This is a genomic window from Rhizobium gallicum bv. gallicum R602sp (assembly GCF_000816845.1).
GTDB lineage: Bacteria > Pseudomonadota > Alphaproteobacteria > Rhizobiales > Rhizobiaceae > Rhizobium > Rhizobium gallicum.
Genome location: NZ_CP006877.1, coordinates 2,140,922 through 2,166,280 on the forward strand (window position 1 = coordinate 2,140,922; position 25,359 = coordinate 2,166,280).

Annotated in this window: 29 protein-coding genes; 15 read left to right on the plus strand and 14 right to left on the minus strand. The window is 61.9% G+C overall.

The window, feature by feature from the left end; genetic code table 11:
* Positions 1 to 54: 54 nt before the first annotated feature.
* Positions 55 to 1,119: a GTP 3',8-cyclase MoaA gene (moaA, locus tag RGR602_RS10670; RefSeq protein ID WP_407692027.1), complete on the plus strand. Its 1,065-nt coding sequence runs from the start codon at positions 55 to 57 to the stop codon at positions 1,117 to 1,119.
* Between the two features lie 19 nt (positions 1,120 to 1,138).
* On the opposite strand, the gene RGR602_RS35480 is transcribed toward moaA, so the two are convergent.
* From RGR602_RS35480 to RGR602_RS10680, 3 genes are all read right to left on the minus strand, one after another.
* On the minus strand, positions 1,139 to 1,330 hold the full coding sequence (locus RGR602_RS35480; protein ID WP_082046521.1) for a hypothetical protein: 192 nt from the start codon (positions 1,328 to 1,330) through the stop codon (positions 1,139 to 1,141).
* 49 nt (positions 1,331 to 1,379) lie between these two features.
* Entirely contained in the window at positions 1,380 to 1,586 is a 207-nt protein-coding gene (locus RGR602_RS10675) for a CsbD family protein (RefSeq protein WP_039845079.1), read from the minus strand.
* Between the two features lie 80 nt (positions 1,587 to 1,666).
* Complete coding sequence (locus RGR602_RS10680) at positions 1,667 to 2,437, minus strand: SDR family oxidoreductase (protein WP_039845080.1); 771 nt, start codon at positions 2,435 to 2,437, stop codon at positions 1,667 to 1,669.
* 467 nt (positions 2,438 to 2,904) lie between these two features.
* Between RGR602_RS10680 and RGR602_RS10690 the strand changes: the two genes are divergently transcribed.
* From RGR602_RS10690 to mobB, 3 genes are read left to right on the plus strand one after another with little or no spacing between them, the layout of a single operon-like run.
* Positions 2,905 to 3,813 carry a DMT family transporter gene (locus RGR602_RS10690; protein WP_039845082.1) on the plus strand — a complete coding sequence of 303 codons (909 nt, stop codon included), beginning with the start codon at positions 2,905 to 2,907 and terminating at the stop codon, positions 3,811 to 3,813.
* Positions 3,814 to 3,821: 8 nt separating this feature from the next.
* Positions 3,822 to 4,451 carry a molybdenum cofactor guanylyltransferase MobA gene (gene mobA / locus RGR602_RS10695; protein ID WP_039845083.1) on the plus strand — a complete coding sequence of 210 codons (630 nt, stop codon included), beginning with the start codon at positions 3,822 to 3,824 and terminating at the stop codon, positions 4,449 to 4,451.
* Positions 4,448 to 4,969: a molybdopterin-guanine dinucleotide biosynthesis protein B gene (mobB, locus tag RGR602_RS10700; protein ID WP_039845084.1), complete on the plus strand. Its 522-nt coding sequence runs from the start codon at positions 4,448 to 4,450 to the stop codon at positions 4,967 to 4,969. The genes mobA and mobB overlap by 4 nt, the downstream gene beginning before the upstream one ends.
* Positions 4,970 to 5,016: 47 nt before the next feature.
* Here mobB and RGR602_RS10705 read toward each other — a convergent pair whose 3' ends face one another.
* Positions 5,017 to 7,143, minus strand: a complete 2,127-nt coding sequence (locus RGR602_RS10705; RefSeq protein ID WP_039846788.1) for an OmpA family protein — start codon at positions 7,141 to 7,143, stop codon at positions 5,017 to 5,019.
* Positions 7,144 to 7,466: 323 nt separating this feature from the next.
* Between RGR602_RS10705 and RGR602_RS10710 the strand changes: the two genes are divergently transcribed.
* The 4 genes from RGR602_RS10710 to RGR602_RS10725 all read left to right on the plus strand — a co-directional run bounded on the left by RGR602_RS10710 (position 7,467) and on the right by RGR602_RS10725 (position 10,408).
* Positions 7,467 to 8,240, plus strand: a complete 774-nt coding sequence (locus RGR602_RS10710) for an ABC transporter substrate-binding protein (RefSeq protein ID WP_039845085.1) — start codon at positions 7,467 to 7,469, stop codon at positions 8,238 to 8,240.
* A 113-nt stretch (positions 8,241 to 8,353) separates the two neighbouring features.
* Entirely contained in the window at positions 8,354 to 9,157 is an 804-nt protein-coding gene (locus tag RGR602_RS10715; RefSeq protein ID WP_039845086.1) for an ABC transporter permease, read from the plus strand.
* Positions 9,154 to 9,984: an ABC transporter permease gene (locus tag RGR602_RS10720; RefSeq protein WP_039845087.1), complete on the plus strand. Its 831-nt coding sequence runs from the start codon at positions 9,154 to 9,156 to the stop codon at positions 9,982 to 9,984. Before RGR602_RS10715 ends, RGR602_RS10720 begins: the two co-directional genes overlap by 4 nt.
* A gap of 157 nt (positions 9,985 to 10,141) precedes the next feature.
* A complete protein-coding gene (locus RGR602_RS10725; protein ID WP_039845088.1) occupies positions 10,142 to 10,408 on the plus strand; it encodes an usg protein in 267 nt (88 codons plus the stop codon).
* A 5-nt stretch (positions 10,409 to 10,413) separates the two neighbouring features.
* Here the strand turns inward: RGR602_RS10725 and RGR602_RS10730 are convergent, their stop codons facing one another.
* The gene (locus tag RGR602_RS10730) at positions 10,414 to 11,139 is read right to left on the minus strand and encodes a DUF2270 domain-containing protein (RefSeq protein ID WP_039845089.1); all 726 of its coding nucleotides are present in this window, start codon (positions 11,137 to 11,139) and stop codon (positions 10,414 to 10,416) included.
* A gap of 124 nt (positions 11,140 to 11,263) precedes the next feature.
* Between RGR602_RS10730 and RGR602_RS10735 the strand changes: the two genes are divergently transcribed.
* The 3 genes from RGR602_RS10735 (at position 11,264) to RGR602_RS10745 (ending at position 13,231) form a co-directional block, all read left to right on the plus strand.
* Entirely contained in the window at positions 11,264 to 12,076 is an 813-nt protein-coding gene (locus tag RGR602_RS10735) for a methyltransferase (protein WP_039846789.1), read from the plus strand.
* A 184-nt stretch (positions 12,077 to 12,260) separates the two neighbouring features.
* Positions 12,261 to 12,953, plus strand: coding sequence for a glutathione S-transferase family protein (locus RGR602_RS10740; RefSeq protein ID WP_039845090.1), 693 nt, complete (start codon positions 12,261 to 12,263; stop codon positions 12,951 to 12,953).
* Positions 12,950 to 13,231 carry an ArsR/SmtB family transcription factor gene (locus RGR602_RS10745; RefSeq protein ID WP_052451526.1) on the plus strand — a complete coding sequence of 94 codons (282 nt, stop codon included), beginning with the start codon at positions 12,950 to 12,952 and terminating at the stop codon, positions 13,229 to 13,231. The genes RGR602_RS10740 and RGR602_RS10745 overlap by 4 nt, the downstream gene beginning before the upstream one ends.
* 1 nt (position 13,232) lies before the next feature.
* On the opposite strand, the gene RGR602_RS10750 is transcribed toward RGR602_RS10745, so the two are convergent.
* From RGR602_RS10750 to RGR602_RS10765, 4 genes are read right to left on the minus strand one after another with little or no spacing between them, the layout of a single operon-like run.
* Entirely contained in the window at positions 13,233 to 14,051 is an 819-nt protein-coding gene (locus RGR602_RS10750) for an ABC transporter ATP-binding protein (RefSeq protein ID WP_039845091.1), read from the minus strand.
* A gap of 10 nt (positions 14,052 to 14,061) precedes the next feature.
* Positions 14,062 to 14,898: an ABC transporter permease subunit gene (locus tag RGR602_RS10755; RefSeq protein WP_039845092.1), complete on the minus strand. Its 837-nt coding sequence runs from the start codon at positions 14,896 to 14,898 to the stop codon at positions 14,062 to 14,064.
* A 25-nt stretch (positions 14,899 to 14,923) separates the two neighbouring features.
* Positions 14,924 to 16,099 carry an FMNH2-dependent alkanesulfonate monooxygenase gene (ssuD, locus tag RGR602_RS10760; RefSeq protein ID WP_039845093.1) on the minus strand — a complete coding sequence of 392 codons (1,176 nt, stop codon included), beginning with the start codon at positions 16,097 to 16,099 and terminating at the stop codon, positions 14,924 to 14,926.
* A 35-nt stretch (positions 16,100 to 16,134) separates the two neighbouring features.
* Positions 16,135 to 17,100, minus strand: a complete 966-nt coding sequence (locus RGR602_RS10765) for an aliphatic sulfonate ABC transporter substrate-binding protein (RefSeq protein ID WP_039845094.1) — start codon at positions 17,098 to 17,100, stop codon at positions 16,135 to 16,137.
* Between the two features lie 276 nt (positions 17,101 to 17,376).
* On the opposite strand from RGR602_RS10765, the gene RGR602_RS10770 reads away from it, so the two are divergent.
* Both RGR602_RS10770 and RGR602_RS10775 read left to right on the plus strand, forming a co-directional pair.
* Positions 17,377 to 18,246, plus strand: a complete 870-nt coding sequence (locus RGR602_RS10770) for an NAD(P)-dependent oxidoreductase (RefSeq protein ID WP_039845095.1) — start codon at positions 17,377 to 17,379, stop codon at positions 18,244 to 18,246.
* Entirely contained in the window at positions 18,243 to 18,926 is a 684-nt protein-coding gene (locus RGR602_RS10775) for a DNA alkylation repair protein (RefSeq protein WP_039845096.1), read from the plus strand. Before RGR602_RS10770 ends, RGR602_RS10775 begins: the two co-directional genes overlap by 4 nt.
* 271 nt (positions 18,927 to 19,197) lie before the next feature.
* Here RGR602_RS10775 and RGR602_RS10780 read toward each other — a convergent pair whose 3' ends face one another.
* From RGR602_RS10780 to RGR602_RS10790, 3 genes are all read right to left on the minus strand, one after another.
* On the minus strand, positions 19,198 to 19,686 hold the full coding sequence (locus tag RGR602_RS10780; RefSeq protein WP_039845097.1) for an Lrp/AsnC family transcriptional regulator: 489 nt from the start codon (positions 19,684 to 19,686) through the stop codon (positions 19,198 to 19,200).
* 68 nt (positions 19,687 to 19,754) lie between these two features.
* Positions 19,755 to 20,384 carry a uracil-DNA glycosylase family protein gene (locus tag RGR602_RS10785; RefSeq protein WP_039846791.1) on the minus strand — a complete coding sequence of 210 codons (630 nt, stop codon included), beginning with the start codon at positions 20,382 to 20,384 and terminating at the stop codon, positions 19,755 to 19,757.
* A complete protein-coding gene (locus tag RGR602_RS10790) occupies positions 20,381 to 20,935 on the minus strand; it encodes a thermonuclease family protein (protein ID WP_039845098.1) in 555 nt (184 codons plus the stop codon). Before RGR602_RS10790 ends, RGR602_RS10785 begins: the two co-directional genes overlap by 4 nt.
* Positions 20,936 to 21,040: 105 nt before the next feature.
* On the opposite strand from RGR602_RS10790, the gene RGR602_RS10795 reads away from it, so the two are divergent.
* Positions 21,041 to 22,576 (plus strand): MFS domain-containing histidine kinase, encoded by a 1,536-nt coding sequence (locus tag RGR602_RS10795; RefSeq protein ID WP_039846792.1) that lies wholly within the window; start codon positions 21,041 to 21,043, stop codon positions 22,574 to 22,576.
* Between the two features lie 310 nt (positions 22,577 to 22,886).
* Here RGR602_RS10795 and RGR602_RS10800 read toward each other — a convergent pair whose 3' ends face one another.
* Both RGR602_RS10800 and cobT read right to left on the minus strand, forming a co-directional pair.
* A complete protein-coding gene (locus RGR602_RS10800; protein ID WP_039846793.1) occupies positions 22,887 to 23,279 on the minus strand; it encodes a diacylglycerol kinase in 393 nt (130 codons plus the stop codon).
* 120 nt (positions 23,280 to 23,399) lie between these two features.
* A complete protein-coding gene (gene cobT / locus RGR602_RS10805) occupies positions 23,400 to 24,416 on the minus strand; it encodes a nicotinate-nucleotide--dimethylbenzimidazole phosphoribosyltransferase (protein ID WP_039845099.1) in 1,017 nt (338 codons plus the stop codon).
* A gap of 156 nt (positions 24,417 to 24,572) precedes the next feature.
* On the opposite strand from cobT, the gene RGR602_RS10810 reads away from it, so the two are divergent.
* Positions 24,573 to 25,355: an adenosylcobinamide-GDP ribazoletransferase gene (locus RGR602_RS10810; RefSeq protein WP_039845100.1), complete on the plus strand. Its 783-nt coding sequence runs from the start codon at positions 24,573 to 24,575 to the stop codon at positions 25,353 to 25,355.
* Positions 25,356 to 25,359 lie beyond the last annotated feature (4 nt).

A 25,359-nucleotide genomic window follows, 5' to 3' on the forward strand; every position in this document is an offset into this window, starting at 1 on the left:
CCGTGCGTCCCCCGCCTTTCCCTTGACGGTGCAGCCACATCTGTCCACATTACCATGACGACGGAGATATTGGTGAACAGCAACGTTGGAACGATAGCAAGCGCATCGCCCTTAGTGGCAGATGCAGCCTCGATGATCGACCCCTTTGGACGGGCGGTCACTTATCTGCGCGTCTCCGTCACCGACCGCTGCGATTTCCGCTGCACCTACTGCATGGCGGAAAACATGACATTCCTGCCGAAGAAGGACCTTCTGACGCTTGAAGAGCTGAACCGGCTCTGTTCGGCCTTCATCGCCAAGGGCGTGCGCAAGATCAGGCTGACCGGCGGCGAGCCGCTGGTGCGCAAGAACATCATGTTCCTCGTGCGCGAGCTCGGAAAGCGGATCGGCTCCGGCCTCGAGGAACTGACGCTGACGACCAACGGCTCCCAGCTTGCCCGCCATGCAGAGGAACTCTACGACTGCGGCGTGCGCCGCATCAACGTCTCGCTTGATACGCTCGACCCCGACAAGTTCCGCAAGATCACCCGCTGGGGCGATTTCGCCAAGGTCATGGAAGGGATCGACGCGGCGCAGAACGCCGGCTTGAAGATCAAGCTCAATGCGGTCGCCCTCAAGGATTTCAACCAAGCCGAGATACCGCACATGCTGCGTTTCGCCCATGGCCGGGGCATGGATCTCACAGTCATCGAAACCATGCCGATGGGCGAGATCGACGAGGACAGAACCGACCAGTATCTGCCGCTCTCCGAGCTTCGCGCCGATCTCGAACGTGAGTTCACGCTAACCGATATCGGCTACAAGACCGGCGGTCCGGCACGCTATGTAGAAGTCGCCGAAACCGCCGGCCGTCTCGGCTTCATAACGCCGATGACGCATAATTTCTGCGAAAGCTGCAACCGCGTCCGGCTCACCTGCACCGGCACGCTCTATATGTGTCTCGGCCAGAACGATGCCGCCGATCTCCGCTCTGCATTGCGCGCCACGGACGACGACGACCTTGTCTACGCCGCAATCGACGAAGCGATCACCCGCAAGCCGAAAGGCCACGACTTCATCATTGACCGCACCCACAACCGCCCAGCGGTCTCCCGCCACATGAGTGTCACCGGCGGGTGAGCACTTCCATTTGCGTGCCTCAAGCAGCGCCAGCGGGATCCCCAATCGGCAGCAGTGCCGGATCGAGGGGCGACGGATCGTTGGGATTCTCGTCGTCCGAGGGGTCGTGTGCCGGTTTTAGCGGCGGCTTTTCCTGGACGCGATCGGGCGCGTCCGGTAGCGGTGTGGGACCACGCGGCGGTTCAGTGGAATTTGGAACATCTTGCGGCATGATGTGGCTTCTTTTTCTGGAGGAAGCCCGGCTGGAGCCGGGCTCATGCTCAATGCCAGGTCTGGCGCTCGTACCAGTCGTCGACCTCGCGATGGATGCGATCCTTTGCAATGCCGTAGCGCTCCTGAATCTTGCCTTCAAGCTGCTCGCGACGGCCTGCAATCTGGTCGAGATCGTCGTCAGTGAGCTTGCCCCACTGTTCCTTGATCTTACCCTTCATCTGCTTCCAGTTCCCTTCGACACGATTCCAATCCATCTTCCTTCTCCTCTTTAGTTGGGCATGAATGGAAAACGCCAACAGCCCGGATTTGTTCAAATTTTTGGGACAGAGAGACGTTATGTGCGATTGATCGAAACGCCTCCGTCGGCGAGCATTGTCGAACCTGTGACGAAGCTCGCCATATCCGAGCCCAGGAAGAGCGCCACCTTGGCGATCTCGTCCGGCTGGGCGACACGCTTTAGCGTGTGCAAGCCTTTGACGAAGGCAATCGTCTCCGGCGTGGCGTCCGGGAAGTTGATCGGATTTGCCTGTGTGTCGACGCCGCCTGGAAGCAGTGCGTTCACGCGCACATTCTTCGGGCCCAATTCAACCGCCAGCACCTGCACGAGGCCCATTAGCCCCGCCTTTGCCGCCGCATAAGCGCCCATGCCGGGCATGCCCACCGTATGGCCGACAAAGGTCGAGGTAAAAATGATCGATCCGCCGCCGCGCTCAATCATCGCCGGCGCCTGATGCTTGGCGGCAAGAAATCCGCTTGTCAGGTTGAGGTCGACGGTATCGCGCCAATCGCCGAGCGAGATATCGGCAAGCGAGCCATAGGCGCCGGTACCGCCCGCATTATTGAAGGCGATGTCGAGCCCCCCGAAACGCCTTGAGGCCGTTTCCACAAGCGAACGATGCAGTCCCTCGTCGCGTATCTCGCCTGCAACGGCAACCGCCTCTCCGCCGTCTGCCTCGATCTCCTCGACGAGCATTCCCAATTCTGCCTCACGCCGTGCTGTGACGACGAGTTTGGCGCCCTCGGCGGCAAAGAGTTTGGCCGCGGCGCGGCCGATACCGGCGCTGGCGCCACTGACAATTGCGATCTTTCCATTCAGGCTGTTCATACCGCACTCCGTTCATTGCTGAGGATCAAGTTCGGCACTCAGATCGCAAAACCGTGCGGCTGCAGCCACCCGTTTTCTGCGCTGCTGGAAGAAAACAAAAAACACGGTCGGTCGAGGGCGGGTTCCAATTCTCCCGGTGGCGATCTTATCAGGCGGCCTGGCCGCGTCCGGAGCCAGAGATCACCTCGCTCTCCGGCACGCTCGATCTTGTCCGAAAGCATGTCGAACAGGAGGACTTTCCCGACAATGCGGCGGCTCTGGCGTGGCCAATACTCCAACACGCCACTGCAACGAAAGAATTTGTCTTTCAAAACCGCGGCTTGGCAAAGCCGCGGCCACCAAACTCGGTATCGGCGCTGCTTATTGTGCACCGCGCAATCGATTTATTTGGGATGTGACTTTCATTCGATTCCCTTGATGCGCGATCGCCTCTAAAAGGACGGCACGAAAATCGGGAATCTCTTTTCATGCCGCGGTCTCGCAATACCCAGGGCGCAATCTTCATGAGCATGGCCATGGCCGGCTTTTCCTCTAGCGACGCCCTTTCCAAGTCTGTTATCAGCTATATGAACGCCGGCGAAATCATCTTTATCCGCGGCGTCTTCACCAGCATTCTCGTCTATCTGATCGCCCGTCATCTAGGAGCGCTCCGCTCCTGGCGCATCGTGCTGAAGCCGATTATCATCCTGCGCGTCATCTGCGAAGTGCTTGCCGCGGTCTTCTACATCACGGCGCTGGGCATGATGCCGATCGCCAATGCCTCGGCCATCCTGCAATCCCTGCCGCTCGTCGTGACCTTCGGAGCAGCAATCTTTTTCCGCGAGCCAGTCGGCTGGCGGCGCTGGTCGGCAATCCTGGTGGGCCTCCTCGGCGTCATGATCATCATCCGTCCCGGTCCCGAAGGCTTCACAACCGCAGCCCTTCTCTGCGTTGCCAGCGTCCTGGTGACGGCGGGGCGCGATCTTGCAACCCGCTCCATCGATCCCGAGATCCCCTCGTTAATGGTGACCGTCATCACCGCGATGTCGGTCGCCTTCTTCGGCGCGCTCCTCATGCCGGCGCTCGGCGGCTGGCAGCCCGTCAGCCTCACTTCGCTTTCGCACCTGCTTTTCGCTTCCGTCCTGGTGCTGATCGGCTATCAATGCGTCATCCTCGCGATGCGCACCGGCGAAGTCTCCTTCGTCGCGCCCTTCCGCTATACGAGCCTGATCTTCTCCGCACTTCTCGGCGTCTTCTTCTTCGCCGAGGTGCCCGATTTCTGGACGCTCTGCGGAGCTGCGGTTGTCATCGCGTCCGGCCTTTATACTTTCTATCGCGAGGCCAAACGCCGCGTGCCGCCGATGGCGCAGGAATCCGAGCCCAGAAGCCCCGTCTGAGAACCGCCATGGCCGATTTTTCCCTGCACAACACCAATATTCCCGGCGTCATCCTTGCCGGCGGCCGCTCGACGCGCATGGGACAGGACAAAGCCTCCGTCATGCTCGGCGGCCGCTCACTGCTCGATCATGCCATCGCGCGGCTGGCCCCGCAGGTCTCTACAATTGCGGTGAATGCCGACAGCGAGCCGCAATGCGGCCTGCGCTTCATTCCGGATATCATCCCGGGCAAAGCGGGACCGATGGCCGGCATCCATGCCGCAATGGCGCATGCGGCCACGCTTCCAGGCGTCAGCCATGTCGTGACCGTTTCGATCGACAGTCCCTTCTTCCCGGCAGAGCTTGTCGCAGATTTCGCCGCCGTAATCGATTCCCCGGCAAAGATCGCGATCGCCGCCTCCGAAGGCCGCCCTCATCCCGTCTTCGGCCTTTGGCCGGTTTCGCTGGGGGACGAACTCGCCGGCTGGATCGCAACGGACGAAAAGCGGCGCGTGCGCGACTTTCTGCTACGGCATAACGTTGCGGAAGTTGCCTTCCCGCTGCATCCGACGCGCGCCAGCCTGCTCGACCCTTTCTTCAACATCAACACGCCCGACGACTTGGTGGAAGCCGAGCGCTGGCTGCAGGTGCTTTCATGACCGGACCACGCATATTCGGAATCGCCGGCTGGAAGAATTCGGGCAAGACGGGACTTGCCGTACGTCTCGTCGCGGAGTTCACCCGCCGCGGCTACCGCATCTCGACGATCAAGCACGCCCACCACGATTTCGATATCGACAAGGTCGGCGCCGACAGCTACCGCCACCGACAGGCCGGCGCGCATGAGGTGACGATCGTCTCCGGCACCCGTTACGCCATCATGCATGAGTTGCGCGGCGCTCCCGAACCGGCCTTCGAGGAAATCCTCGCACGTCTCGCTCCCTGCGACCTGGTACTGATCGAAGGCTACAAGCGCGAACCGATCCCGAAGATCGAAGCCCGCCGCCTGGAAGCGGCCAGGCGCGATCTGCTGGCGCCGACCGATCCGCATATCTGCGCCATCGCCGCCGACCATCCCATCACGGACACGGATCTGCCGGTCTTCAGTCTCGACGACACGACAATGATCGCCGATTTCATCGCTGCCAAGATCGGACTTTCTCCAGCTTGCAGATAGAAAAAGCCGCCGCGCTAGCGACGGCATTTTCTCCTCGAACTGATTACTTACTGGTTCGACGCGACCGGTCGCACCAGAGCCGTAACGCGGCGAATGGTCACGCGGCGGTTTTCCTGTTCGGGACCATCCATATTGACCTTCAGGTAGCGCTCGCCATAACCCTGCGTCGCAAGGTTTTCCGGCGGAATGCCATAGACGTCCGTCAGCACATTGGCGACCGATTCGGCACGCTGGTCCGAAAGGACGAGATTGCTCTCGTCGGAGCCGACCGCATCCGTATGGCCTTCAATCAGGAAGGTTTCGCTCTGATCTTTTTGAAGCACCTCGTTCATCGCATCGGCAACCTTGCGCAGGCTCTGGGCCTGGCTCATCGGGATCTCGGCGCTACCCGTCGCGAAGGTGATCGTATCGAGGTCGATGCGACGGACTTTGTCGCGGATACGGGCCGAATACTTCACCTCGTTCAGCGAATAGACGCGCTCGACGGGTTCAACGGGCGGCTCGCTCAGGAACTCGTAATAATCGCGATCCGGATTGCTGCTTGTGTCGATGATGTAGTCGCGCACCGGGATCCCCAGCCGCATCGGCGGCAAATCAGCGCCCGGATCCTCGAAGTAGCCGCGGTCCGGATCATCGTAGAGTTCCGGCGAATAGTAGAGAACATATTCGCGGCCGCCGCTGTCGATGCGCGAGCGCTGGATGATATCACCATAGCGGTTGCGGATGGTCACGATGCGATAGCCTTCCGGGCGCTCGATCGTCTCGCGGTAACGGTCCCGCGAAAGCTGCTCGTAGAGCGGCCGTTCGCCGTCCCTGAGGAATCGGCGGTCGTCATCGCTGCGCACCACAATCCGGTTGTTGTATTGTATGATGGTGCGGTTGTCGTCACCCTCGTAACGCTCGACGCGCGCACCTTCCGGGCTCATGAACTCTGGCCTGCGGTCAAGCCTGCGGCCCTCTTCGCTCGTCACCGCCTCGAACTTGACCGGAGGCCGGCGCTGGCCTTCCGGAGCGAGCTGCGCATCGGCATCGGATTTCGGGGCGGCGATGACCTGCTGCTCTGCAGCGCGCAGGCGATCACGTTCACGCCGTCCGCCCCGGCCGGTAGCCCGGTCGGCATCCTTGTCGCTGTCGAGCACGGCGGCCCCGTTCTCGACCGGCAGGACAACGGTCTCGTTGCTTTTGCTCGGATCCTCGGCGATCTGCTTGCGGCGATCGAGCTCTTCCGGCGTCACCTTCTCAGGAGCAGGAATTGCCTGTTCTGTGGGCTGCGCCTCACCGCTCGGCTGTTCGCCAGTCGGCGCTGCGGGCTGGACGGGCACCTGCTCGCCCTGCTGTTGCAGCTGCTGTTCGCCACCTTCGGCAGGCTTCTGCGCCTCGCCCGGCTCTGCAGCAACTGGCGGCTTTTTGGGTGCCGGAGATTCGGCGGGCACGGGAGCCTTCTCGGGCGACGGTGATTCCTGCGGAACGGCTGCCTTATCTTCGGCCGGCTGCTGCTCAGGCTGAGCTTCTTTCACGGGCTTGCGGCCGGGTTTTGCCGCGGGCTGCTGCTCACCTTCGGTTGCTTGCTGCTGCCGCTTGCGCGGACGCTGCTGCTCGGGCTGCGCCTCTTCCGTCTGCTGTTGCGACTCGTCGGCCTGCGGCTGGGCTTCGCCCTGCTGGGGCGCTGTTTCCTGCTGTGCAGGCTGCTGCTCGCGCTGCTTGCGGCGCGGCCGCTCGCGATTTTGCGCGGGCTGCTGTTCCGGCGCAGCCTCAGGCGCTACCTGCTCCTGCTGTGGCTCGGGCGCAGTCTCTTCGGGCGCGGCTTGACGCTTCTTGCGTCGGGGCTGCTCCTCGCTTGGCTGAGCCTGCTGCGCTTCCGGGGCCTGCTCGGGTTCGGGTTCTGCCTTGCGCTGTTTGCGACGCGGCGCTTCCTGTTCGGCCTGCGGCGCCTCCTGCTGGGGTTCTGCCTCAGGCTGCTGCTCCTCGGCAGGCCGCTTGCGCTTCTTCTTCAGAAGCTCTTCATCCGAAGGCGCAGCATCCTGCGCGACCTCGTAGCTGCCGCTGATCACCTGCGGTATGGGCCGCAGCGCACTTCCACCGGCTGCGGTCGCTGCATGGGCCGGCGACATGGCCAGAGACAGCGAAAGCAGCGGGAAAGCGGCGCTAGCAAACAATCTTGATTTCATTCCCATGAGGTTCCTCGTCTTCTTGTTGAGCCTTTTGGAACACCTGCAGGGCGTCCCGACGTTTTGGGCGGACTTGGGACCGAAATCGTCCAAATCCGGATTTGTTCCCCCTGTTTTAGGAAGCCCGTCATTAACCCGGTATGAATGCTGCGGTTCGGTGCCGTTCATCTTTGCCACAGTTTGCGCCGCACCATTGCGCTGCGATTCCAGTTGCAATTTGCAAAAAAAAGGTTTGATTATCGCCCCAAGGCGGTGCCCCGTGCCCGCCGCATTCCGGTCGCTGGCGGATAAGAAGAAGACGCAGCGGCCAACCAACAGAGAGGATCCTCATGCGTATCTCCACCCGCTTTCTTGCAGCCGCTTCACTCGCAGCGCTGTCGCTCTTCGCAGGTTCGGCAATGGCCGACGGCGAGAAGTACGTGATCGGCACAGACTCGACCTACCCGCCTTTCGAATTCGTAGACGCCAGCGGCGAGATCAAGGGCTTCGACATCGACATCGCCAAGGCGCTCTGCGCTGAAATGAAGGCCGAATGCACCTTCGTCAGCGCCGACTGGGACGGCATCATTCCGGCGCTGCAGGCCAAGAAGTACGATATGATCGTTTCGTCGATGTCGATCACGCCGGAGCGTCTGAAGCTCGTCGACTTCACCAACAAGTACTACAACACGCCGCCGGCCGTCGCCGTGCCGAAGGACTCGACGATCACCGACGTCGCCGGCCTGAAAGGCAAGACGATCGGCGCACAGACCTCGACGACGCACGCCAACTACGCCGAAAAGCACCTTGCCGACACGGAGCTCAAGCTCTATCCGACCGCCGACGAGTATAAGCTCGACATCTCGAGCGGCCGTATCGACGCCGCCATCGACGACGTCGTCGTTCTCTCCGAATGGATCAAGTCGGAAGCCGGCGCCTGCTGCAAGATCCTGACGACGCTTCCCGTCGACAAGGAAATCAACGGCGAGGGCGCCGGCATCGCCGTGCGCCAGGGCGACCCGCTCAAGGAAAAGCTGAACACCGCGATCGCAGCAATCCGCGCCAACGGCAAGTACAAGGAAATTCAGGACAAGTACTTCGACTTCAACGTTTACGGCGAATAAGAAAACTTGTAACTGACCGGCAAAGACGGTGGCGGAAGGCTTGCTCTTCCGCCATTTTTGTTTGACAACCATGGAAAGATCAAAACGGCATAAGCCGTGAGGGGAAAGTTGGCATGGGCGGATTGTTTTCCGCGCCGGGCTCGTTCTGGGCCTGGATAGGATATATCTTTGATCCGCTCTGCGGACCTGCCGGCGTTTTCACCTGGTTCGGGCAATCGACCATCCTCGCCTGTGGCGATGCGGGCTGGGGAGACGAAATCGCGCTCGGCCTGAAGACTACCGTCGCCGTGGCGCTTCTGACGCTTCCCGTCGGGCTCATCATCGGCTTCTTTGTCGCGCTTGGCCAGCAATCGGAAGAAAGGTCGGTGCGCCTTGCGTCGGGCATCTACACCACGATCTTCCGCGGCCTGCCCGAGCTCCTGACGCTCTTCATCATCTATTACGGCCTTCAGATCCTGATCCAGTCGGTGCTCACCTCCTTCGGCTACGAGCAGCGGGTGGAGATCAATGCCTTTGTCGCCGGCATGATTGCGCTCTCGGTGGTCTTTTCCGCCTATTGTGCGGAAGTGCTGCTGTCGGCCTTCCGCGCCATTCCGAGGGGCCAGTACGAAGCCGGCTATGCGCTCGGCCTTCATCAAGGCCGCACGCTCGGCTTGATCGTGCTGCCGCAATTGATCCGCATCGCCCTGCCCGGCCTCACGAACCTGTGGATGATCCTGCTCAAGGACACCTCCTACGTCTCGATCATCGGCCTTGCCGACATCCTGCGCCAGACCGGAGTCGCCGTCCGCGTCACCAAGCAGGCTTTCTTCTTTTACATCATCGCCTGCGGCCTCTATCTCGCGCTTGCGGTCATCTCGTCGATCGGCCTCAGCTATATCGAACGCTGGGCGAAGCGCTCTGGGGTCCGCCGATGAGCTATGCGCAAACCCTCATCCCGCCGCAGCCGGCGCCGAAGGAAATCGTCAAGCCGATAACGGGCACGCGCGTCGTCGGCTCGCTCCTCGTCCTCCTTTGGGCGCTGCTTGCCGCAAGCCTGATCTACATGGTGATCGCCGGCTGGGACGTGGACAAGTTCACGCGCTACGGTCCGCGCTACCTGCACGGCCTGATGACGACGATCATCCTGGTGACGATCTCCGTCATTTTCGGCGCAGCACTTTCCCTGCCGCTCGCCTTCGCGCGCATGTCGAAGAACAGGATCATCAGCACGCTTGCCTATTGCTACGTGTACGTCTTCCGCGGCACCCCACTCTTGGCACAGCTCTTTCTGATCTACTACGGCCTCGGCGGCTTCCGCGCGCAGCTCGAAGCCGCCGGCCTCTGGTGGTTCTTCCGCGACGCCTGGTATTGCGGTCTCTTCTCGATGACGATCAATACCGCCGCCTATCAGGCCGAAATCCTGCGCGGCGCCATCGAAAGCGTGCCAAGCGGCCAGCACGAGGCAGCGTCAGCGCTCGGCATTCACAAGGCCGTCGCCTTCCGCAAGATCGTTCTGCCGCAGGCGCTCATCGTGGCACTGCGCCCCTACGGCAATGAAATCATCCTGCTGATCAAGGGCTCTGCCGTCGTCGCCATCATCACCGTCCTCGATCTGATGGGCGAAACCCGCTACGCGTTCTCGCGCACCTTCGATTACCAGACCTATCTCTGGGCGGCGATCTTCTATCTTTCGATGGTCGAAGCGCTCCGGCATTTCTGGAACTGGATCGAGCGCCGCCTGACACGGCATCTAAAGCGCTGACCTCTTGGTAGCACTCCGAGATGAGTGCTGCCAAGCCACTGAAATCAAAAACAAATAGCCTTTTCCTCCCACATCTGTCAAGCTTGCGTTTACCGACGCGTGTTTCCATTTCATATAATGTTCACAGACGTGACATGGGAACGAAACCGAGGCTGAGATGAACAAGGATTTCGAAAAGCAGCTTCAGGGATACGGGCTGACGACCGCCCACATCCTCTACCACCTGCCGGATCACCCGGCGATCCTCCAGACCTACATCTGGCAGGAATATGATCTTGCTCCGGATTTTCCCGAAATGCGCGGCTTTCTGAAGTTCTGGCAGGAAAAACTGGACGGCCCGCTGCATTCGGTACGCTACATCCACCGCAAGCTGATTTCGGCAACGGAATGGCGCGCCCTGAAAGGCGAGTTCATTCTGCATTGAGGCGGCTAGACATGCGCTTCGCCACGAATGAACTCGCCTTTGTCGGGTTCCCGGCGTAACACGCCGTAGAGGATGGCGAGATAGAAGGCCGCCACGAGAGCAATCACCACGAGGCCCGGAAGCGGCCCGAGCACGGCATTGTCGATCACATAGGTCCAGGAATGTGCCTGTGCCAGCGCGCTTCCCTCGGTCTGCAGTTTCGGCGTCGTGATTTTCAGCGCCCAGGCAAGCAGCATGATGAGATACATCCAGCTGTAGTTGCGTCGCAGCCGCCGCTGGACGGCATCCGCATAGGTCAGTAGGAAGGTCGGCTTGCGCAGGCTGCTTGCAACCACCGGACCCCAATCGCGCACGGAATTCGCCTCCGGCGACAGGATCTGCGCGAAATAGTTTTTTTCGACCTGCCGGACCCGGGCCCGGTAGATATCGAAGAACCGGTAGCGCCTCGCCTCGATCAGCAAAAGCAGCGAGATCAGCATTATTCCGAAGAGAAGCACCCCATGATGCGCGGTCGGCGTCGACAGCGAGAGGGAGAGCAATGCTGCGACCACCGTGATCGCCCAGTTCGACGTCCGGTCGATGCGATCCCGCCAACTCGTCATGCGTCCGAGTTCGCCGCGATAATAGTGCGCGAGCGTATTGGTGATTTCGACCGGCGTCAGCGGCAATGGCGGCGTTGCCTCCTTCCGGGCGCTCTCGTCAAGGCCGGGCTTGCTGATGTCCGTCGTCATGGCATTCCTCCCTTTCCTTCTTATTGAGATCTCCATTTCGCATTCTGCGCCTCCAAGGCCGCCATTGCAAAAGGCGGCAAGCCGCCTTAGAGGCTTGCCTGAACTTAAAAAGGTGGTGACGGCAATGGCAAAGAAAATCGACGAGGAAGCGCTTGCGGAAGCCTATAACCGCGCCCTTGCCCTCGAAAAGGCCGGTGACATCGACGCTGCCGTGAGGGCCTATGAGGAGGTGCTGGCAATCGACCCCGAAGACCACGGCGGCGCGGCCGTCCGCATCGCCTCGATGGGCCGCGGCGAAACGCCGGTCAGGGCGCCGGATGCCTATGTCGAAACCCTTTTCGACCAGCATGCCGAAGTTTTCGAGGACGTGCTTGTCGAGCAGCTCAGCTACCACGTCCCCATGCTGGTGCGCCAGCGCCTGCAGGAGCTGAAGCTCGACCGCTTCAAGCGCCTGCTCGACCTCGGATGCGGCACGGGGCTCACGGGCGGCACGCTGCGCGACCTCTGCGAGGAGATGACGGGCATCGATATCTCCGAAAACATGGTCGAGATCGCCCATGAGAAGGAAATCTACGAGACTCTCTTCGTGGCCGAGGTCGAGGACTTCCTCGACGACAACGACGAAGAGGCCTTCGATCTCATCACCGCGACCGACGTGCTGCCTTATCTCGGCGCCCTGGAGCCGCTATTCTTCGGCGTCGCCGAGAACCTGACACCCGGGGGCCTTTTCATCTTCTCCTCCGAGACGCTCCCGCCAGCCGACGGACGCCTTTATGCCGTCGGCCCGCACCAGCGCTTCCTGCACGCCGAAGCCTATATCCGCGACCGCCTGACTGCGACCGGCTTCGACCTCGTAGAGATGAGCGAAATCAACGTCCGAATGCAGGAAGGTCAGCCAAGTCCGGGACATCTGGTGATCGCGCGGTTGGCCGGCTGACGCGCACGATCCTTCAAGTTGCATTCGCCAATGAGCATCTAGCCTCCCTGACGCGACATAAGAAATAACGGATCGGCGCGCTGCATCGGATACTTACCCAATCAGGATACCATCCCTTGCGGCCCGCGCCGCAACCTGATACTTAGCCATTCAGTAAACTTTCCGGTCACTGAAGGCACCATCCATGTCGCTGGTTCTTTACGGACATCCCCTCGCCTCCTTCTGTCACAAGGTGTTGATCGCGCTTTACGAGAACGGCACGCCTTTCGAAAACCGCACCGTCGATCTGGCCGATGAACCGTCGAGCGCCGATCTCTTCCGCTTTTGGCCGGTCGGCAAGATGCCGGTCCTGCGCGACGAGGCGCTGGACAGCACGATCCCCGAGACGAGCATCATCATCGAATATCTCGACCGACATTACCCCGGCCCTATCCGCCTGTTGCCGGACGATATCGACCGGGCGCTTCGCGTCCGTCTCTGGGACCGCTTCTTCGATCTCTATGTGCAGACGCCGATGCAGAAGATCGTCACCGATACCCTCCGGCCGGACGGCGGCAAGGATCCGCATGGCGTGGAAGAGGCACGCGGCACGCATGCAACGGCCTACGGCATGATCGAGCAGCAGCTCGGCAGCAACCAGTGGATCACCGGCGACAGCTTCACGATGGCCGATTGCGCTGCGGCACCAGCCCTCTTCTATGCCGAAACGCTCGTGCCCTTCGGCGACGACCAGCCGAAGCTCCGCGCCTATTACGAACGCCTGCTCGAGCGGCCGTCCTTTGCGCGGGTGCTGAAGGAGGCACTGCCCTACTTCAAGTTCTACCCGTACAGTCACCAGCTCCCGGAGCGCATCCGCAGCGAAATGCCCGCCGAATGATCATGGAACCTGCCGCCCTCGACCGGATGTTTCACGCCTTGTCCGACCGCAGCCGCCGCGGCATGGTCGATCGCCTCGGCCGCGGCCCTGCCTCCGTCATGGAGCTGGCAAAGCCTCTCTCCATGACGCTGCCGACAGTGATGAAGCATCTAAGCGTGCTGGAATCGAGCGGCCTCGTGCAGTCCGAAAAGGCCGGCCGCGTCCGCACCTATCGCCTGCAGCAGGACGCGCTTGGCCATCTCGATCGCTGGATATCCGAGCGAAATCGACAATACTAACCTAACGCGCCGCTTCCTTGCCGAGGATCGCCGCAAGCAGCTTGCCCTCCATTTCGGCGAGTTCGGCATCGCCGTGCCTGCGCGGATGCGGATAGGGGATCGCCAGATCGAGCGCGATCCGCCCCTCGTCGAGCACGATCACCCGGTCGGCCAGATGCACCGCCTCGCTGACGTCATGCGTCACCAGTACGGCGGTGAAGCCGAGTTCGCGCCAGACGCGATTGACGAGTTCCTGCATGCTGATGCGCGTCAGCGCATCCAATGCCCCGAGCGGTTCGTCAAGCGCCAGCACGCCGGGCTTGCTCACCAGCGCCCGCGCCAGCGCCACGCGCTGCCGCTGGCCGCCGGAAAGCCGTGACGGCCATTCCGACGCCTTCTCGGCAAGCTGCACTTCGGAGAGCACCGCCGCCGCTTCGGCCAGTGCCAACCGCTTCTCCACATTGTCGCCAAGCCCGACGGCTGCGTTCTCCGCCACGCTCAGCCACGGCAGCAGGCGCGGCTCCTGGAAGACGATGCGCGCGTTCGGCTGGCCCCCCGCACCGGCGGTATTTTCGAAGCGCACCTCACCGGCCGTCGGCTGATCGAGCCCCATGAGGATCCGAAGCAGCGTGCTCTTGCCGCAGCCGCTCTTGCCGATCACCGCGACGAACTGGCCCGCCGGAATGTGCAGGTTGATGCCGCGCAAAACCCGGTTGCCGCTGAAACTCTTCTCAAGGCCCGTCAGCGTGATCGAAGCGGCACCGGCTTGCCCAACGGGCGCTTCCGTCTCGTATTCCGGCGCAGCAGCCCCCTGGAAGCGCTCATGCGTGATGACGGTCATTGCGTCTCTCCTATTTCTGATAGACGGGGTTCCACGTCAGCGCCCGCCGCTCCAGCGCCCGCGCCACGACATCCGCCACCTTGCCGAGCACGGCATAAATCACCAGCGCCAGCACCACGACATCCGTCATCATGAACTCGCGGGCATTGTTCGCCATATGGCCGATGCCGGAGGACGCGGCGATCGATTCCGAAACGATCAGCGTCAGCCACATGATGCCGAGCGCATAGCGCAGCCCGACGAAGATCGAGGGCAGCGCGCCCGGAAAGATCACCTTGCGAAACAGCGTCCAGCCGCCCATGCCATAGACCTTGCCCATCTCGATCAGGTCGCGGTCGACGTTGCGCACGCCGTGATAGGTATTGAGATAGACCGGGAAAAGCACGCCGAGCGAAGTGAGGAAGAGCTTCGATTCCTCGCCGATCCCGAACCAGAGAATGACAAGCGGGATCATCGCCAGATGCGGAATGGTGCGCAGCATCTGCAACGTCGTATCCGTCAGCTGCTCGGAAATCTTCGAAACGCCGTTCGCAATGCCGAGCAGGAAGCCGATCGATCCGCCGACGATGAGCCCCGCCAAAGCCCGGCCCGCACTGACGAGAACGTCATGCGGCAACTGCCCGGATAGCGTCGTCGACCAGAAGGCGACAGCCACATCCGCCGGTGACGGCATGACACGCGAGGCGATAAGCCCTGCCGAAGACGCCGCCTGCCAGGCAAGAATGATTGCGAGCGGTACCAGATAGGGCAGCAGCGCTTCGCGGCTCGGAAGCGAAAATCGAAAGCGCACCTTGCGGCTCTCCTGCCCGGCGATCGCTCGCGTGAACGGCGTTTCGAAAACCGACATGCTTATCTCCTTGCGTGCTTTGAAATCAGGAGCCGGAAACGACCTTCAGGTTGCCGCCGTGGCTGCCGCCGCCGAAGACCCGATGGCGGCCGAAATCGCTCTTGAGGCCGTGGCGCTGCTCCTGGCGCTCGAGCCCGAGTTCGGGAAACAGCAGTTCGGCGACACGGTAGGCCTCTTCCAGATGCGGATAGCCGGAGCCGATCACCGTCTCGATGCCGAGGTCCTGGTATTCGCGAAGCCGTGCGGCGACCGTCTTCGGCGAGCCGACCAGTGCTGTCCCGGCACCGGCACGCACAAGGCCGACGCCGGCCCAGAGGTTCGGCGAGACCTCCAGCTTGTCCCGGCGACCGCCGTGAAGGGCCGCCATGCGCGCCTGGCCGACGGAGTCGGACTGCCTGGCGAAACGTTGCTGCGCTTCCTCGATCGTGGCATCGTCGAGCTTGGAGATCAGCCGATCGGCCGCCGCCCATGCTTCCTCATCCGTTTCGCGGACGATGAAATGCAGGCGGATGCCGAAGCTCACGTCACGGCCCTTCTTGGCCGCGGCGGTGCGCACGCGCTCGATCTTTTCGCCGACCTGTGCCGGCGGCTCGCCCCAGGTAAGGTACTTGTCGACGCGGCCCACCGAGAAATCGATCCCGGCATCCGACGAGCCGCCGAAATAGAGCGGCGGTCGCGGGGTCTGGACGGACGGAAAGCCGAGCTGCGCATTGGTCGCCTTGATATATTTGCCGTCGAAGCTCGCGATACCCTTTTCCAGCAGCTCTTCCCAGACTGTGAAGAACTCGTCGGCATGCGCGTAGCGCTCGTCATGCTCAAGATGGATGCCGTCTCCGGCAAGCTCGCCCGGGCTGCCGCCGACGACGATGTTGAGCAGCACGCGGCCGTTCGAGATGCGATCGAGCGTCGTCGTCAGCCGCGCATAATAGGCGGGCGAGGCGGTGCCTGGACGGATCGCGACGAGGAACCTCAACTTCTCGGTCTTGGCCGAAAGGGCTGCGGCCGTCACGAAGGACTCCTCGCAGGCGACGCCCGTCGGCAAAAGCACGCCGGAATAGCCGAGCCGGTCGGCGGCCTGCGCGATCTGCGTCATGTAGCCGATATCCGGCGCGCGGGTCAGCTCGCCGGAGCCGAGATAGGCCCCGTCGCCGGAGGTCGGGATGAACCACAGGAAATCGATAGGCTTGGATGAAGCGCTCATGGTCGGAAATCTCCTTTGAAAACCGGAAACAGATATCAGCTCGCCTTCGGCCTCCAGACGATATCGCCGGTGGTCAACGGCTTCGGCACGATGCCGAGCTTGTAGAATTCATCGGCAAGCGCCTGCTGATAGGCTGCCGCATCGTCGGTGATGGTCGTCACGGCGCCGAGATCGGCGCCCGGCCGCGACAGCGTCACGCGGGTCACCTCAGCCGGCACGCCGGTGATTTCGGAGAGCTCCTTGACCGTATCGTCGAGCTTGCCCTGCGCCGACTTACCGACCTTGCCGAGTTCATCGATCACGTCGACGATCACTTGAGCGTTGGCATCGGTGAATTCCTGATTGGCGAGGAAGTAGCTGTATGAGGGAACAATGCCCTCGGCCGTCGTCAGGATACGGGTCTCCGGATCGGACTCGGCGATTGCAAGATAAGGGTCCCAGATCGACCAGGCATCGATGCTGCCGTTCTTGAAGGCAGAGGCCGCATCCGGCGGCGCAAGGTCCAGCGGCTGGACATCATCGATCGTCAACCCCGCCTTGCGTAAGACTTTTACCGTAACGTTATGCGCGCTCGACCCGCGCTTAAACGCAACCTTCTTTCCCTTCAGCTCTTCGAGGGTCTTGATCGGAGAACCCTTGGGCACGAGGATCGCCGAACCCGCCGGGCTGCCACGATAGGTGCCGACATAATAGAGATGGCCGCCTGCAGCCTGCGCAAAGAGCGGCGGTACGTCGCCTGTCGCGCCGAAGTCGAGCGCCCCGGCACCGAGCGCTTCGAGCAGCGGCGGGCCGGAGGTGAATTCTGACCAGCTGAGAGAAATGCCGCGATCGGCAAGCCGGCTCTCCAGCGCCCCGCGGCGCTTGGCGAGCGCCAGCACGCCGTTCTTCTGCCAGCCGATCCGGAATTCGGTGGCTGCAGCGCGTGCGGGTTTGATGGCCGGCAGAACGGCGGCCGCAGCAGCAGCGCCGAAAAGTGCGAGCGTCTGGCGTCGAGAAATCATGGCATTCCCCTTTCCTTCACGGGCAGCATCATTGAACTGCCGGTTCGTTGCGATAGCTTGATAATGATAATGTCTATATATTATATCGACAATTTTATTTGTAAGTTTTGCCTCCCCCGCAATTTTCCTGACCGGAAAGTGCCCGTTTTGCGGAATTTTATTCCAAAGCACGCGCTTATGGATTTTCGCAGGCAGGCCGGACCGGCGTTACTTTGGCTTTCCTGCCGCGGCACTTTCGGCTAATCATGCCCCGAATTCAGGAGAAGGATCTGGCATATGGCAAAAGTCGCGTTCATCGGTCTCGGCGTCATGGGCTTCCCCATGGCAGGTCACTTGAAGACGAAGGGCGGCCACGACGTCACGGTCTATAACCGCACGGCATCCAAGGCTGCGGACTGGGCTTCCAAGTTCGGCGGCAAATCCGCCGCGACGCCTGCCGAAGCCGCAGCAGATGCCGATTTCGTCTTCACCTGCGTCGGCAATGATGACGACCTGCGTTCGGTGACCACCGGCAAGGGCGGCGTTTTGGAAGGCATGAAGAAGGGCGCCGTGCTCATCGACAACACCACCGCCAGCGCCGAAGTCGCCCGCGAGCTTTATGAAGCCGCCAAGACAAAAGGCAGCGACTTCATTGACGCGCCGGTTTCCGGCGGCCAGGCAGGTGCGGAAAACGGCGTGCTCACCGTCATGTGCGGCGGCGATGAAGCCGTCTTCGAAAAGGCAAGGCCGGTCATCGACGCCTATGCCCGCATGGTCGGCCTCATGGGTCCTGCCGGTTCCGGCCAGCTCACCAAGATGATCAACCAGATCTGCATCGCCGGCATCGTCCAGGGTCTCGCCGAAGGCATCCATTTCGGCAAGCGTGCCGGCCTCGACATCGAGAAGGTTATCGACGTCATCTCCAAGGGTGCTGCCGGCTCCTGGCAGATGGAAAATCGCCACAAGACCATGAACCAGGGTAAATACGATTTCGGTTTCGCCGTCGACTGGATGCGCAAGGATCTAGGCATTGTGCTCACCGAAGCGCGCGCCAACGGCGCGAAACTGCCCATCACTGCCCTCGTCGACCAGTTTTACGGCGACGTCCAGGCGATCGGCGGCAACCGCTGGGATACGTCCTCCCTGCTCGCGCGTCTGGAAAAATGATCGGGCCCTCCGCAAGCGCAGCCGAGCTGATCGCGCATCTAAGGACGCTGCGCTCAAAGGAGAAGATTACCGGTATGAGCCGATTCGGCATTGTCACCGGTAGCGCGCTCGGCATCTCCAATCCCGATCTCCAGAAAATCGCCCGCCTTGCGAGGAAAAACCACGCCCGCGCGCAGGAGCTCTGGCAAAGCGAAATCCGCGAGGCACGCATGCTGGCGCTCTACACAGCCGAGCCGGAGAAGCTCACACCCGCCGAAGCCTGCCGCTGGGTAAAGGATTTCAACTCCTGGGAAATCGTCGATTGCGCCGCAGACCTCTTCGTCGAGGCGAGGCTCGATGACGTGATTTTGCAATTTGCCGCCGACGATCGCGAATTCGTCCGCCGCACCGCCTTCGCCATGATCGCCGGCGCTGCTGTCCACCGCAAGCAGGACCCGGACGAGACTCTCCTCGCCTGGCTCCCCTTGATCGAGGCGCATTCCGGCGACCCGCGCAACTTCGTGCGCAAAGCCGTCAACTGGGCGCTACGCAACATCGGCAAGCGCAGCCGCGACTGCCACGCCCCGGCTCTGGCCCTCGCCGAACGCCTTGCCGCAAGCCCCGACAAGATCGCCCGCTGGATCGGCAAGGACGCCGTCAGGGCGTTGACCAATGAGAAGGTAATGGGGCGATGGACCTAGGAGCCCGGCGCGTGCGAGCATGGGGGAATGCAACGGCACACGCGACGTTTGCTATTTGCAGCATCAGTGCGGCCTGTCTGCGCCGTGAATGACTGATGCGACGCTTTAAGGGTCTTCCGCCCCAAGGACTTGGGCGCACTGGTCTGTGACGAGCACAAGGCGTAAGGCGGGGCAATGGCAGCATAAAGCAGCAACGTTGCCGGTGCGGCTACTTGGCCGTGACAATAGGCGGCACGTGCCAGCCTTGCTCTTCCCGCAGCATGGCTAGACCTCAATCCTCGCTGGACTTCGCATTGTCCAAGACCATGTAATCAAGCGGCAGCTGCGTGGAATACTTGATCTGCTCCATGGCGAAAGCCGACGAAACGTCGCGGATTTCGATCTTGGCGATCAGCCGCTTGTAGAAGGCGTCGTAGGCGGCGATATCCGGCACCACCACGCGCAGCAGGTAGTCGACGTCGCCGCTCATGCGGTAGAATTCGACCACTTCGGGAAAGTCCGAGACGACTTCGGAAAAACGCCTCAGCCACTCCATCGAATGCGTCGCCGTGCGGATCGAGACGAAAACCGTGACCTTCGTGTTGACCTTCTCGGGGTCGAGGATGGCGACGCGGCGCTTGATCACGCCGTCCTCTTCCATCTTCTGGATACGGCGCCAGCACGGCGTTGTCGAAAGCCCCACCTTCTTGGCGAGATCGGCAACTGCCAAAGTCGAATCTTCTTGCAGAAGACGCAGTATCTTGCGGTCGAGACGGTCCATATGCGAAAGCCCTTTTCGAATTATTTTCTCTATATAACGCGATTCCGGCACCAGAAAAGAATTTTGTTTCAGGATATGAGCAATTTTACTCTGTCCCGCAGCACCGGAAGCAGTTCCTCTTCGAACCAGGGATTGCGCTTCAGCCAGCCGCTGTTGCGCCAGCTCGGATGCGGCAGCGGCAAGACCGCCGGACTGCGATTTGAAAACAGCGTCTCGCGCCACGCCTTCACCGTTTCGGTCATGTTCGACTTGCGCAATCCGCTCATATGCCATGCCTGGGCATATTGCCCCACGGTGAGCACAAGCTCGATCTGCGGCATCCGATCGATCACCCTTTGGCGCCAGAGCGGCGCGCATTCCCGTCTCGGCGGCAGGTCGCTGCCCTTGGCGTCGTAACCCGGAAAGCAGAAGCCCATCGGCACGATCGCGAACCGCTTTGCATCGTAGAATGTCTCGCGCTCCACCTGCAGCCAGTCGCGCAGACGGTCGCCGGAGGCATCGTTGAAGGGAATGCCGCTTTCATGCACCCTAAGGCCTGGCGCCTGGCCCGCAATCAGGATGCGCGCCGTGGACGACATCACGACGACCGGCCGCGGCTCGTGCGGAAGCCGATCGTCGGCCCGCAGGGGCCGATCGCGGCAGATGCGACAGTGCGCAATTTCGCCATGCAGCGCGGCAAGCGCCGCTTCGCCCGTCACTGCCATCCCGTCACCTGCCGGACAAGCCGCCTCGCATCCTCGAATCCCGATTGCCTGTGCTCATGGTCGCGCACGTCGCGCGGCCGCTCGAACGTCCCCGCCCAAAGACCTGCCCTTTCCGCCCGCGCCCTCTCCTCTTCCCGCTCGTAGTTCCCATAAGAGACGGCCATGCCTCTGGCCACCATCTCTCCGTTGAGATCGATGCCGCCGCTCCGGCAGACGACGAGCAGCCGGTCATACTGGTCCCGTCCGGCGCCGCCGCATCGGGTATCCCGTCCAGCCACCAGGCCCTGCAATGTCTCTTTTGCCTCCCGGCCGCAGGCCCAGCGCCTTCCGCCGCGCTCGCAGATCTGGTTGAGCTCCGGCGCATCGATGCCCTTCAGCCGCATGCGTTCGCCACCGATCGTCAGGCTGTCGCCGTCTGCCGCATGAAATTGGCCGGCGTGCACAGTATCGGGCTTGTCGTTGAGCTTTGCGGCGATCAGCCAGATCAGCGCAAGCATTGCGAAAGCGGTGACACCGTCGCGTATCGTTTCGAAACCACGCGCCACGCTTTCGCCTCCTTGAAAAACAAACCGTTGGCAAAAATGGCAAACAACTTCTTAAGAATTGCGGGTTACGGTGGAACCATCCGCGGATCAAGTATCATTGTGCACATGAGTACCGGCGTTAGCACATCGACCGATAAGATTATCGTCGACAAATCCCGCAGTCACCGCAACAAGCCTGTCTCCAGGGCTGTGCGGCAGACGCGCGAGCGGCTGCAATCCGGCCACTCCTCCGCCGCCGCCTTCGATCGGGACGCGCTCAGGATGTATATGAGCGCCTTCATCCAGGGCGCGTCGATCATGCCGCTCTTCGTCATCATCATTGCGGTCCTCGGCATCTATTTCACAGGCAACACACAAATTCTCCTCTGGGCCGTACTGACGCTGACTGCCTATGCGGCAAACATCTATCTCGTGCGCCGCGCCCGCAAAAAGGAAATATCGCCGGAATCGGCGCGCAAATGGCGCCGCGTCTTGCTTTTCGGCCAGCTGATGATCGGCAGCTGCTGGGCCTTCTTTGCGCTTCAGGACTGCAGCGCGTGCGATCCCTCCAGCTTCATCCTTTTCAAAGGCGCCACGCTTCTCATCGCGCTTTCCGTTACGGCAATGTCGAATTTCATGCTGACGCCCGCCGTGCTCGTTGCCTTCGCACCCTCCGTCGTGGCACTCGCTGCAAAGGCCGGCATCTCGCGCGACCTGCTTGAGCTCAGCCTCACTGCCGTTTTCACGACGACCATCATTTTCTTCAACTACATCAGCGACCGCCTCTTCCAGTCGAACCTCAAGATCCTCTCCTTCCAGTCGGAAAAGGACGACTTGATCGCCGAGCTCGAAGTCGCCAAATCCATGTCCGACGAAGCGCGCCGGCGCGCGGAAGAGGCAAACCTTGCCAAGTCGCGCTTCCTCGCCTCCATGTCACATGAGCTGCGCACGCCGCTGAACGCCATCCTCGGCTTCTCCGAGGTGATGTCGGCCGAGGTCATGGGCCCGCTGAACAATCCGACCTACAAGGAATATACGAACGACATCCACCGCTCCGGCCAGCATCTGCTGAACCTCATAAACGAGATCCTCGACCTATCGCGCATCGAGGCCGGGAAATACGAGCTCATCGAAGAAGCGATCTCGCTCCTTGATATCGCGGAAGATTGCATCGGCATGGTGCAACTGCGTGCCAGGGGCAAGAACATTTCCATCACCCAGCAGTTCGAACCGGAGCTGCCGTCTGTCTGGGCCGACGAGAAGTCGTTGCGCCAGGTGGTGCTGAACCTGCTCTCAAACGCAGTGAAGTTCACGCCGCAAGGCGGTGAAATCCATGTCAAGGTCGGCTGGACGGCAGGCGGCGGCCAGTACATCTCCATCAAGGACAACGGCCCTGGCATTCCAGAGGACGAAATCCCCGTCGTGCTCTCCGCCTTCGGCCAGGGCTCGATCGCCATCAAGAGCGCCGAACAGGGCACCGGCCTCGGCCTGCCGATCGTCCAGGCGATCCTTGCCAAGCATGACGGCCAGTTCGTCCTGAAATCAAAGCTGCGCGAAGGCACCGAAGTGATCGCCATCCTGCCTGCCAGGCGCGTGCTGCAGAGCCTGCCGGCGGTCGAGGAAGCGCAGCCCGTTTCCCGCAAGCGGAAGAGCTTCGCTTAATCTCGGCAATCTGCACGAAACCAGCGTGACAGATCAGTGCAAATGATGTTGCGCGTCAGTGAGGAAAGTCCGCGGACAAAGTTTCCGGATTGAGCGGCCTGCGATACTCGCGGGATAGAGCGAAGCTGCAGCTGCAAAGGACAGTAGAGAAGCAGCGACGCCGCGTCATCAAGATGGAAGTCGGTATCAGGAATACGGATGGACAAGGCCTGTATCGTTGGGCCGGATACAAGGAGCCCGGCCCCTTCGGCGCCGACCGTCACCGATCAGTCTGTTTTCGAAGAAGCGACCGGAGAAAAAGCCATCCGCCTCAGGCAAAGACGATCGCGATGAGGCGCGTGCCGATCGTGACGAGAAGATAGAGCCCGCACGCGGCAAGCGCGCAGAGGACGGCAAAGGAGCCAAGATCCTTCGCATGTTTGCCGACCATCGAGAATTCCGGCGAGATGCGGTCGATCACCTCCTCGATTGCCGTATTCAGCGCCTCGACGGCGAAGAGCACTAGAAACAGCACGACGGCAATCATCATTTCCCACAGCGATGCACCGACGGCGGCAAGCAGGATCAGCGAAACCGCGGCAAAAAGCAGCTCCTGCCGGAAAGCTGATTCCTTGATCAGGCGCTGGAAGCCCGCCCAGGAATAGACGGCCGCAGCAAAGAAATGGCTCACACCCGTCAGTTTGCCTATGGCAGGTTTGGTCAAAGCGCCCTCGTCTTGTAGTCGGCGGCGGCCGCAGCCGCCGTACATCGGTCAAAATGCGAATACCGGTTCCAGGCTTCCGCCGCAAGCACCCGTCATCCGTCTGACACAAAGCCGCAGCGCTCAGTGTCTGTTGGTTACGCCAGCCTGCGAGAATGTCGCCATTCCGGAATGGCAGGCCGCGGCGGCCTTCACGATGCCGGCGGCAAGGGCCGCACCCGTTCCCTCGCCAAGCCGCATGCCGAGCGCCAGAAGCGGCGTTTTGCCGAGCATCTCGATCGCTCTGAGATGTCCTGGTTCGCCTGAGACGTGGCCAATCAGGCAGTGATCGAGCGCCGACGGATTGGCCGCCTGCAGGATGGCGCCTGCCGCCGTCGCCACATAGCCGTCGATCAGCACCGGAATCTTTTCGACGCGCGCAGCAAGAATGGCGCCGGCCATTGCCGCAATCTCTCGGCCGCCGAGGCGGCGCATGACTTCCAGCGGATCGTTCAGATGGTCGCGGTGCAGCTCGACAGCGCGCTCGACGGCTGCCACCTTGCGCTCCAGCATCTCGCCCTCGGAACCGGTTCCCGGGCCAACCCAGTCGCGCGCCGAGCCGCCGTAAAGCGCGTAGTTGATCGCCGCAGCGATCGTCGTGTTGCCGATCCCCATCTCGCCGATGCAAAGCAGGTCCGTGCCACCCGCAATAGCCTCCATGCCGAAGGCCATGGTCGCCGCGCAGTCGCGCTCGGAAAGTGCTGCCTCTTCGGTGATGTCGCCGGTCGGATAATCGAGCGCCAGATCGAAAACCTTCAGCCCGAGATCGTAGGCGACGCAGATCTGGTTGATCGCCGCACCACCGGCAGCGAAATTCTCCACCATCTGCTGCGTCACCGCCGGCGGAAAGGGGGTAATGCCCTGTTTCGCCACGCCGTGATTGCCGGCGAAGATCGCAACCAGCGGCCGGTTGACGGCCGGCGCCCTGCCCGTCCAGGCCGCCAGCCAGAAGGCGATCTCCTCGAGCCGCCCGAGCGCGCCCGGCGGCTTCGTCAGTTGCGCGTCGCGCTCGCGCGCTGCCACCAGCGCCCGGGTGTCCGGTCCCGGCAGATCGCGCAGCAGCGCACGGAAATCGTCGAATGGCAGGCCTGAAACGCTCATGAATGCGGCTTCCTTGTATTTGCTTCTGTCCGGAGATCCGGGGCCAACTTGTCTTTTTCAGACAAATCGGCTTCTTTCGTCGCGACTCTATTAAAGGCAGGGGCCAGGCGTCACAACTCGAAAAGCGTCGCACCTTTCATGCAAGAAGCTGGGGACATGAACATCAAGGCCTATGCGCTCGACACCGCCCGCGCCGTCGCTTTCCTGAGCCGGCTTCCCGTGCCGCAATGGGTCTTTTGCGCAGACGACGGCAAGCTCAGTCGCACGGTACGCGCCTTCCCGCTCGCCGGTATTCTGATCGGCCTTCTTCCGGCCCTCGTCTTTCTCATTCTCCTTGGCCTGCGCGCCGACCGTCTGATGGCGGCGTTCGTCGCACTCGCCGTCCAGACGCTCATCGCCGGCGCGCTGCACGAGGACGGGCTCTCCGACACTGCCGACGGCATCGGCGGCGGACGCGACCGCGACCACGCGCTGGCGATCATGAAGGACAGCCGCATCGGCAGCTACGGCGCGATTGCCCTCGTCTTCTCGCTAGCGCTTCGCGCCGCAGCGCTTGCCGCCATCGCCCGCGAGGTCGCCCCGCTTGCCGCCGCCTTCGCTATCCCCGCGGCCGCCTGCCTCAGCCGTGCCGCCCTCGTCTGGCACTGGCACCGCCTGCCGCCCGCAAAGACGGACGGCATCGCCGCCTCCTCGGGCCAGCCTGGCGAAAGCGCAATGCAGGTCGCGGTCGTGTCGGCCTGCCTCTTTTCGGCCCTTCTCGTTTGGCCGGCGCTCGGCCTGCTGGCGCTTGTCTGCAGCCTGCTTGCAACCGGCGTCGCGGTCATCGCGTTCACGCTCTATATCCGCCGCAAGCTTGCGGGCCATACCGGGGACACGCTCGGCGCGGCCCAGCAGATTTCCGAAATCGCAGCCTTCTGCGCCCTTGCCACGGCCTTGTGAAATC

What these genes read in the sequence shown, in the direction of transcription:
- RGR602_RS10750 (WP_039845091.1), bottom strand. Translation starts at nt 14,051, where the DNA reads ATGACCGTCATCACGCATGAGCGCTTCCAGGGGGCTGCTGCGCCGGAA.
- RGR602_RS10705 (WP_039846788.1), bottom strand. Translation starts at nt 7,143, where the DNA reads ATGGGAATGAAATCAAGATTGTTTGCTAGCGCCGCTTTCCCGCTGCTT.
- RGR602_RS10690 (WP_039845082.1), top strand. Translation starts at nt 2,905, where the DNA reads ATGCCGCGGTCTCGCAATACCCAGGGCGCAATCTTCATGAGCATGGCC.
- mobB (WP_039845084.1), top strand. Translation starts at nt 4,448, where the DNA reads ATGACCGGACCACGCATATTCGGAATCGCCGGCTGGAAGAATTCGGGC.
- moaA (WP_407692027.1), top strand. Translation starts at nt 55, where the DNA reads ATGACGACGGAGATATTGGTGAACAGCAACGTTGGAACGATAGCAAGC.
- ssuD (WP_039845093.1), bottom strand. Translation starts at nt 16,099, where the DNA reads ATGAGCGCTTCATCCAAGCCTATCGATTTCCTGTGGTTCATCCCGACC.
- RGR602_RS10675 (WP_039845079.1), bottom strand. Translation starts at nt 1,586, where the DNA reads ATGGATTGGAATCGTGTCGAAGGGAACTGGAAGCAGATGAAGGGTAAG.
- RGR602_RS10710 (WP_039845085.1), top strand. Translation starts at nt 7,467, where the DNA reads ATGCGTATCTCCACCCGCTTTCTTGCAGCCGCTTCACTCGCAGCGCTG.
- RGR602_RS10715 (WP_039845086.1), top strand. Translation starts at nt 8,354, where the DNA reads ATGGGCGGATTGTTTTCCGCGCCGGGCTCGTTCTGGGCCTGGATAGGA.
- RGR602_RS10725 (WP_039845088.1), top strand. Translation starts at nt 10,142, where the DNA reads ATGAACAAGGATTTCGAAAAGCAGCTTCAGGGATACGGGCTGACGACC.
- RGR602_RS35480 (WP_082046521.1), bottom strand. Translation starts at nt 1,330, where the DNA reads ATGCCGCAAGATGTTCCAAATTCCACTGAACCGCCGCGTGGTCCCACA.
- RGR602_RS10775 (WP_039845096.1), top strand. Translation starts at nt 18,243, where the DNA reads ATGATCGGGCCCTCCGCAAGCGCAGCCGAGCTGATCGCGCATCTAAGG.
- RGR602_RS10765 (WP_039845094.1), bottom strand. Translation starts at nt 17,100, where the DNA reads ATGATTTCTCGACGCCAGACGCTCGCACTTTTCGGCGCTGCTGCTGCG.
- RGR602_RS10795 (WP_039846792.1), top strand. Translation starts at nt 21,041, where the DNA reads ATGAGTACCGGCGTTAGCACATCGACCGATAAGATTATCGTCGACAAA.
- RGR602_RS10680 (WP_039845080.1), bottom strand. Translation starts at nt 2,437, where the DNA reads ATGAACAGCCTGAATGGAAAGATCGCAATTGTCAGTGGCGCCAGCGCC.
- RGR602_RS10720 (WP_039845087.1), top strand. Translation starts at nt 9,154, where the DNA reads ATGAGCTATGCGCAAACCCTCATCCCGCCGCAGCCGGCGCCGAAGGAA.
- RGR602_RS10735 (WP_039846789.1), top strand. Translation starts at nt 11,264, where the DNA reads ATGGCAAAGAAAATCGACGAGGAAGCGCTTGCGGAAGCCTATAACCGC.
- RGR602_RS10755 (WP_039845092.1), bottom strand. Translation starts at nt 14,898, where the DNA reads ATGTCGGTTTTCGAAACGCCGTTCACGCGAGCGATCGCCGGGCAGGAG.
- cobT (WP_039845099.1), bottom strand. Translation starts at nt 24,416, where the DNA reads ATGAGCGTTTCAGGCCTGCCATTCGACGATTTCCGTGCGCTGCTGCGC.
- RGR602_RS10780 (WP_039845097.1), bottom strand. Translation starts at nt 19,686, where the DNA reads ATGGACCGTCTCGACCGCAAGATACTGCGTCTTCTGCAAGAAGATTCG.
- RGR602_RS10770 (WP_039845095.1), top strand. Translation starts at nt 17,377, where the DNA reads ATGGCAAAAGTCGCGTTCATCGGTCTCGGCGTCATGGGCTTCCCCATG.
- RGR602_RS10730 (WP_039845089.1), bottom strand. Translation starts at nt 11,139, where the DNA reads ATGACGACGGACATCAGCAAGCCCGGCCTTGACGAGAGCGCCCGGAAG.
- RGR602_RS10740 (WP_039845090.1), top strand. Translation starts at nt 12,261, where the DNA reads ATGTCGCTGGTTCTTTACGGACATCCCCTCGCCTCCTTCTGTCACAAG.
- RGR602_RS10745 (WP_052451526.1), top strand. Translation starts at nt 12,950, where the DNA reads ATGATCATGGAACCTGCCGCCCTCGACCGGATGTTTCACGCCTTGTCC.
- RGR602_RS10810 (WP_039845100.1), top strand. Translation starts at nt 24,573, where the DNA reads ATGAACATCAAGGCCTATGCGCTCGACACCGCCCGCGCCGTCGCTTTC.
- mobA (WP_039845083.1), top strand. Translation starts at nt 3,822, where the DNA reads ATGGCCGATTTTTCCCTGCACAACACCAATATTCCCGGCGTCATCCTT.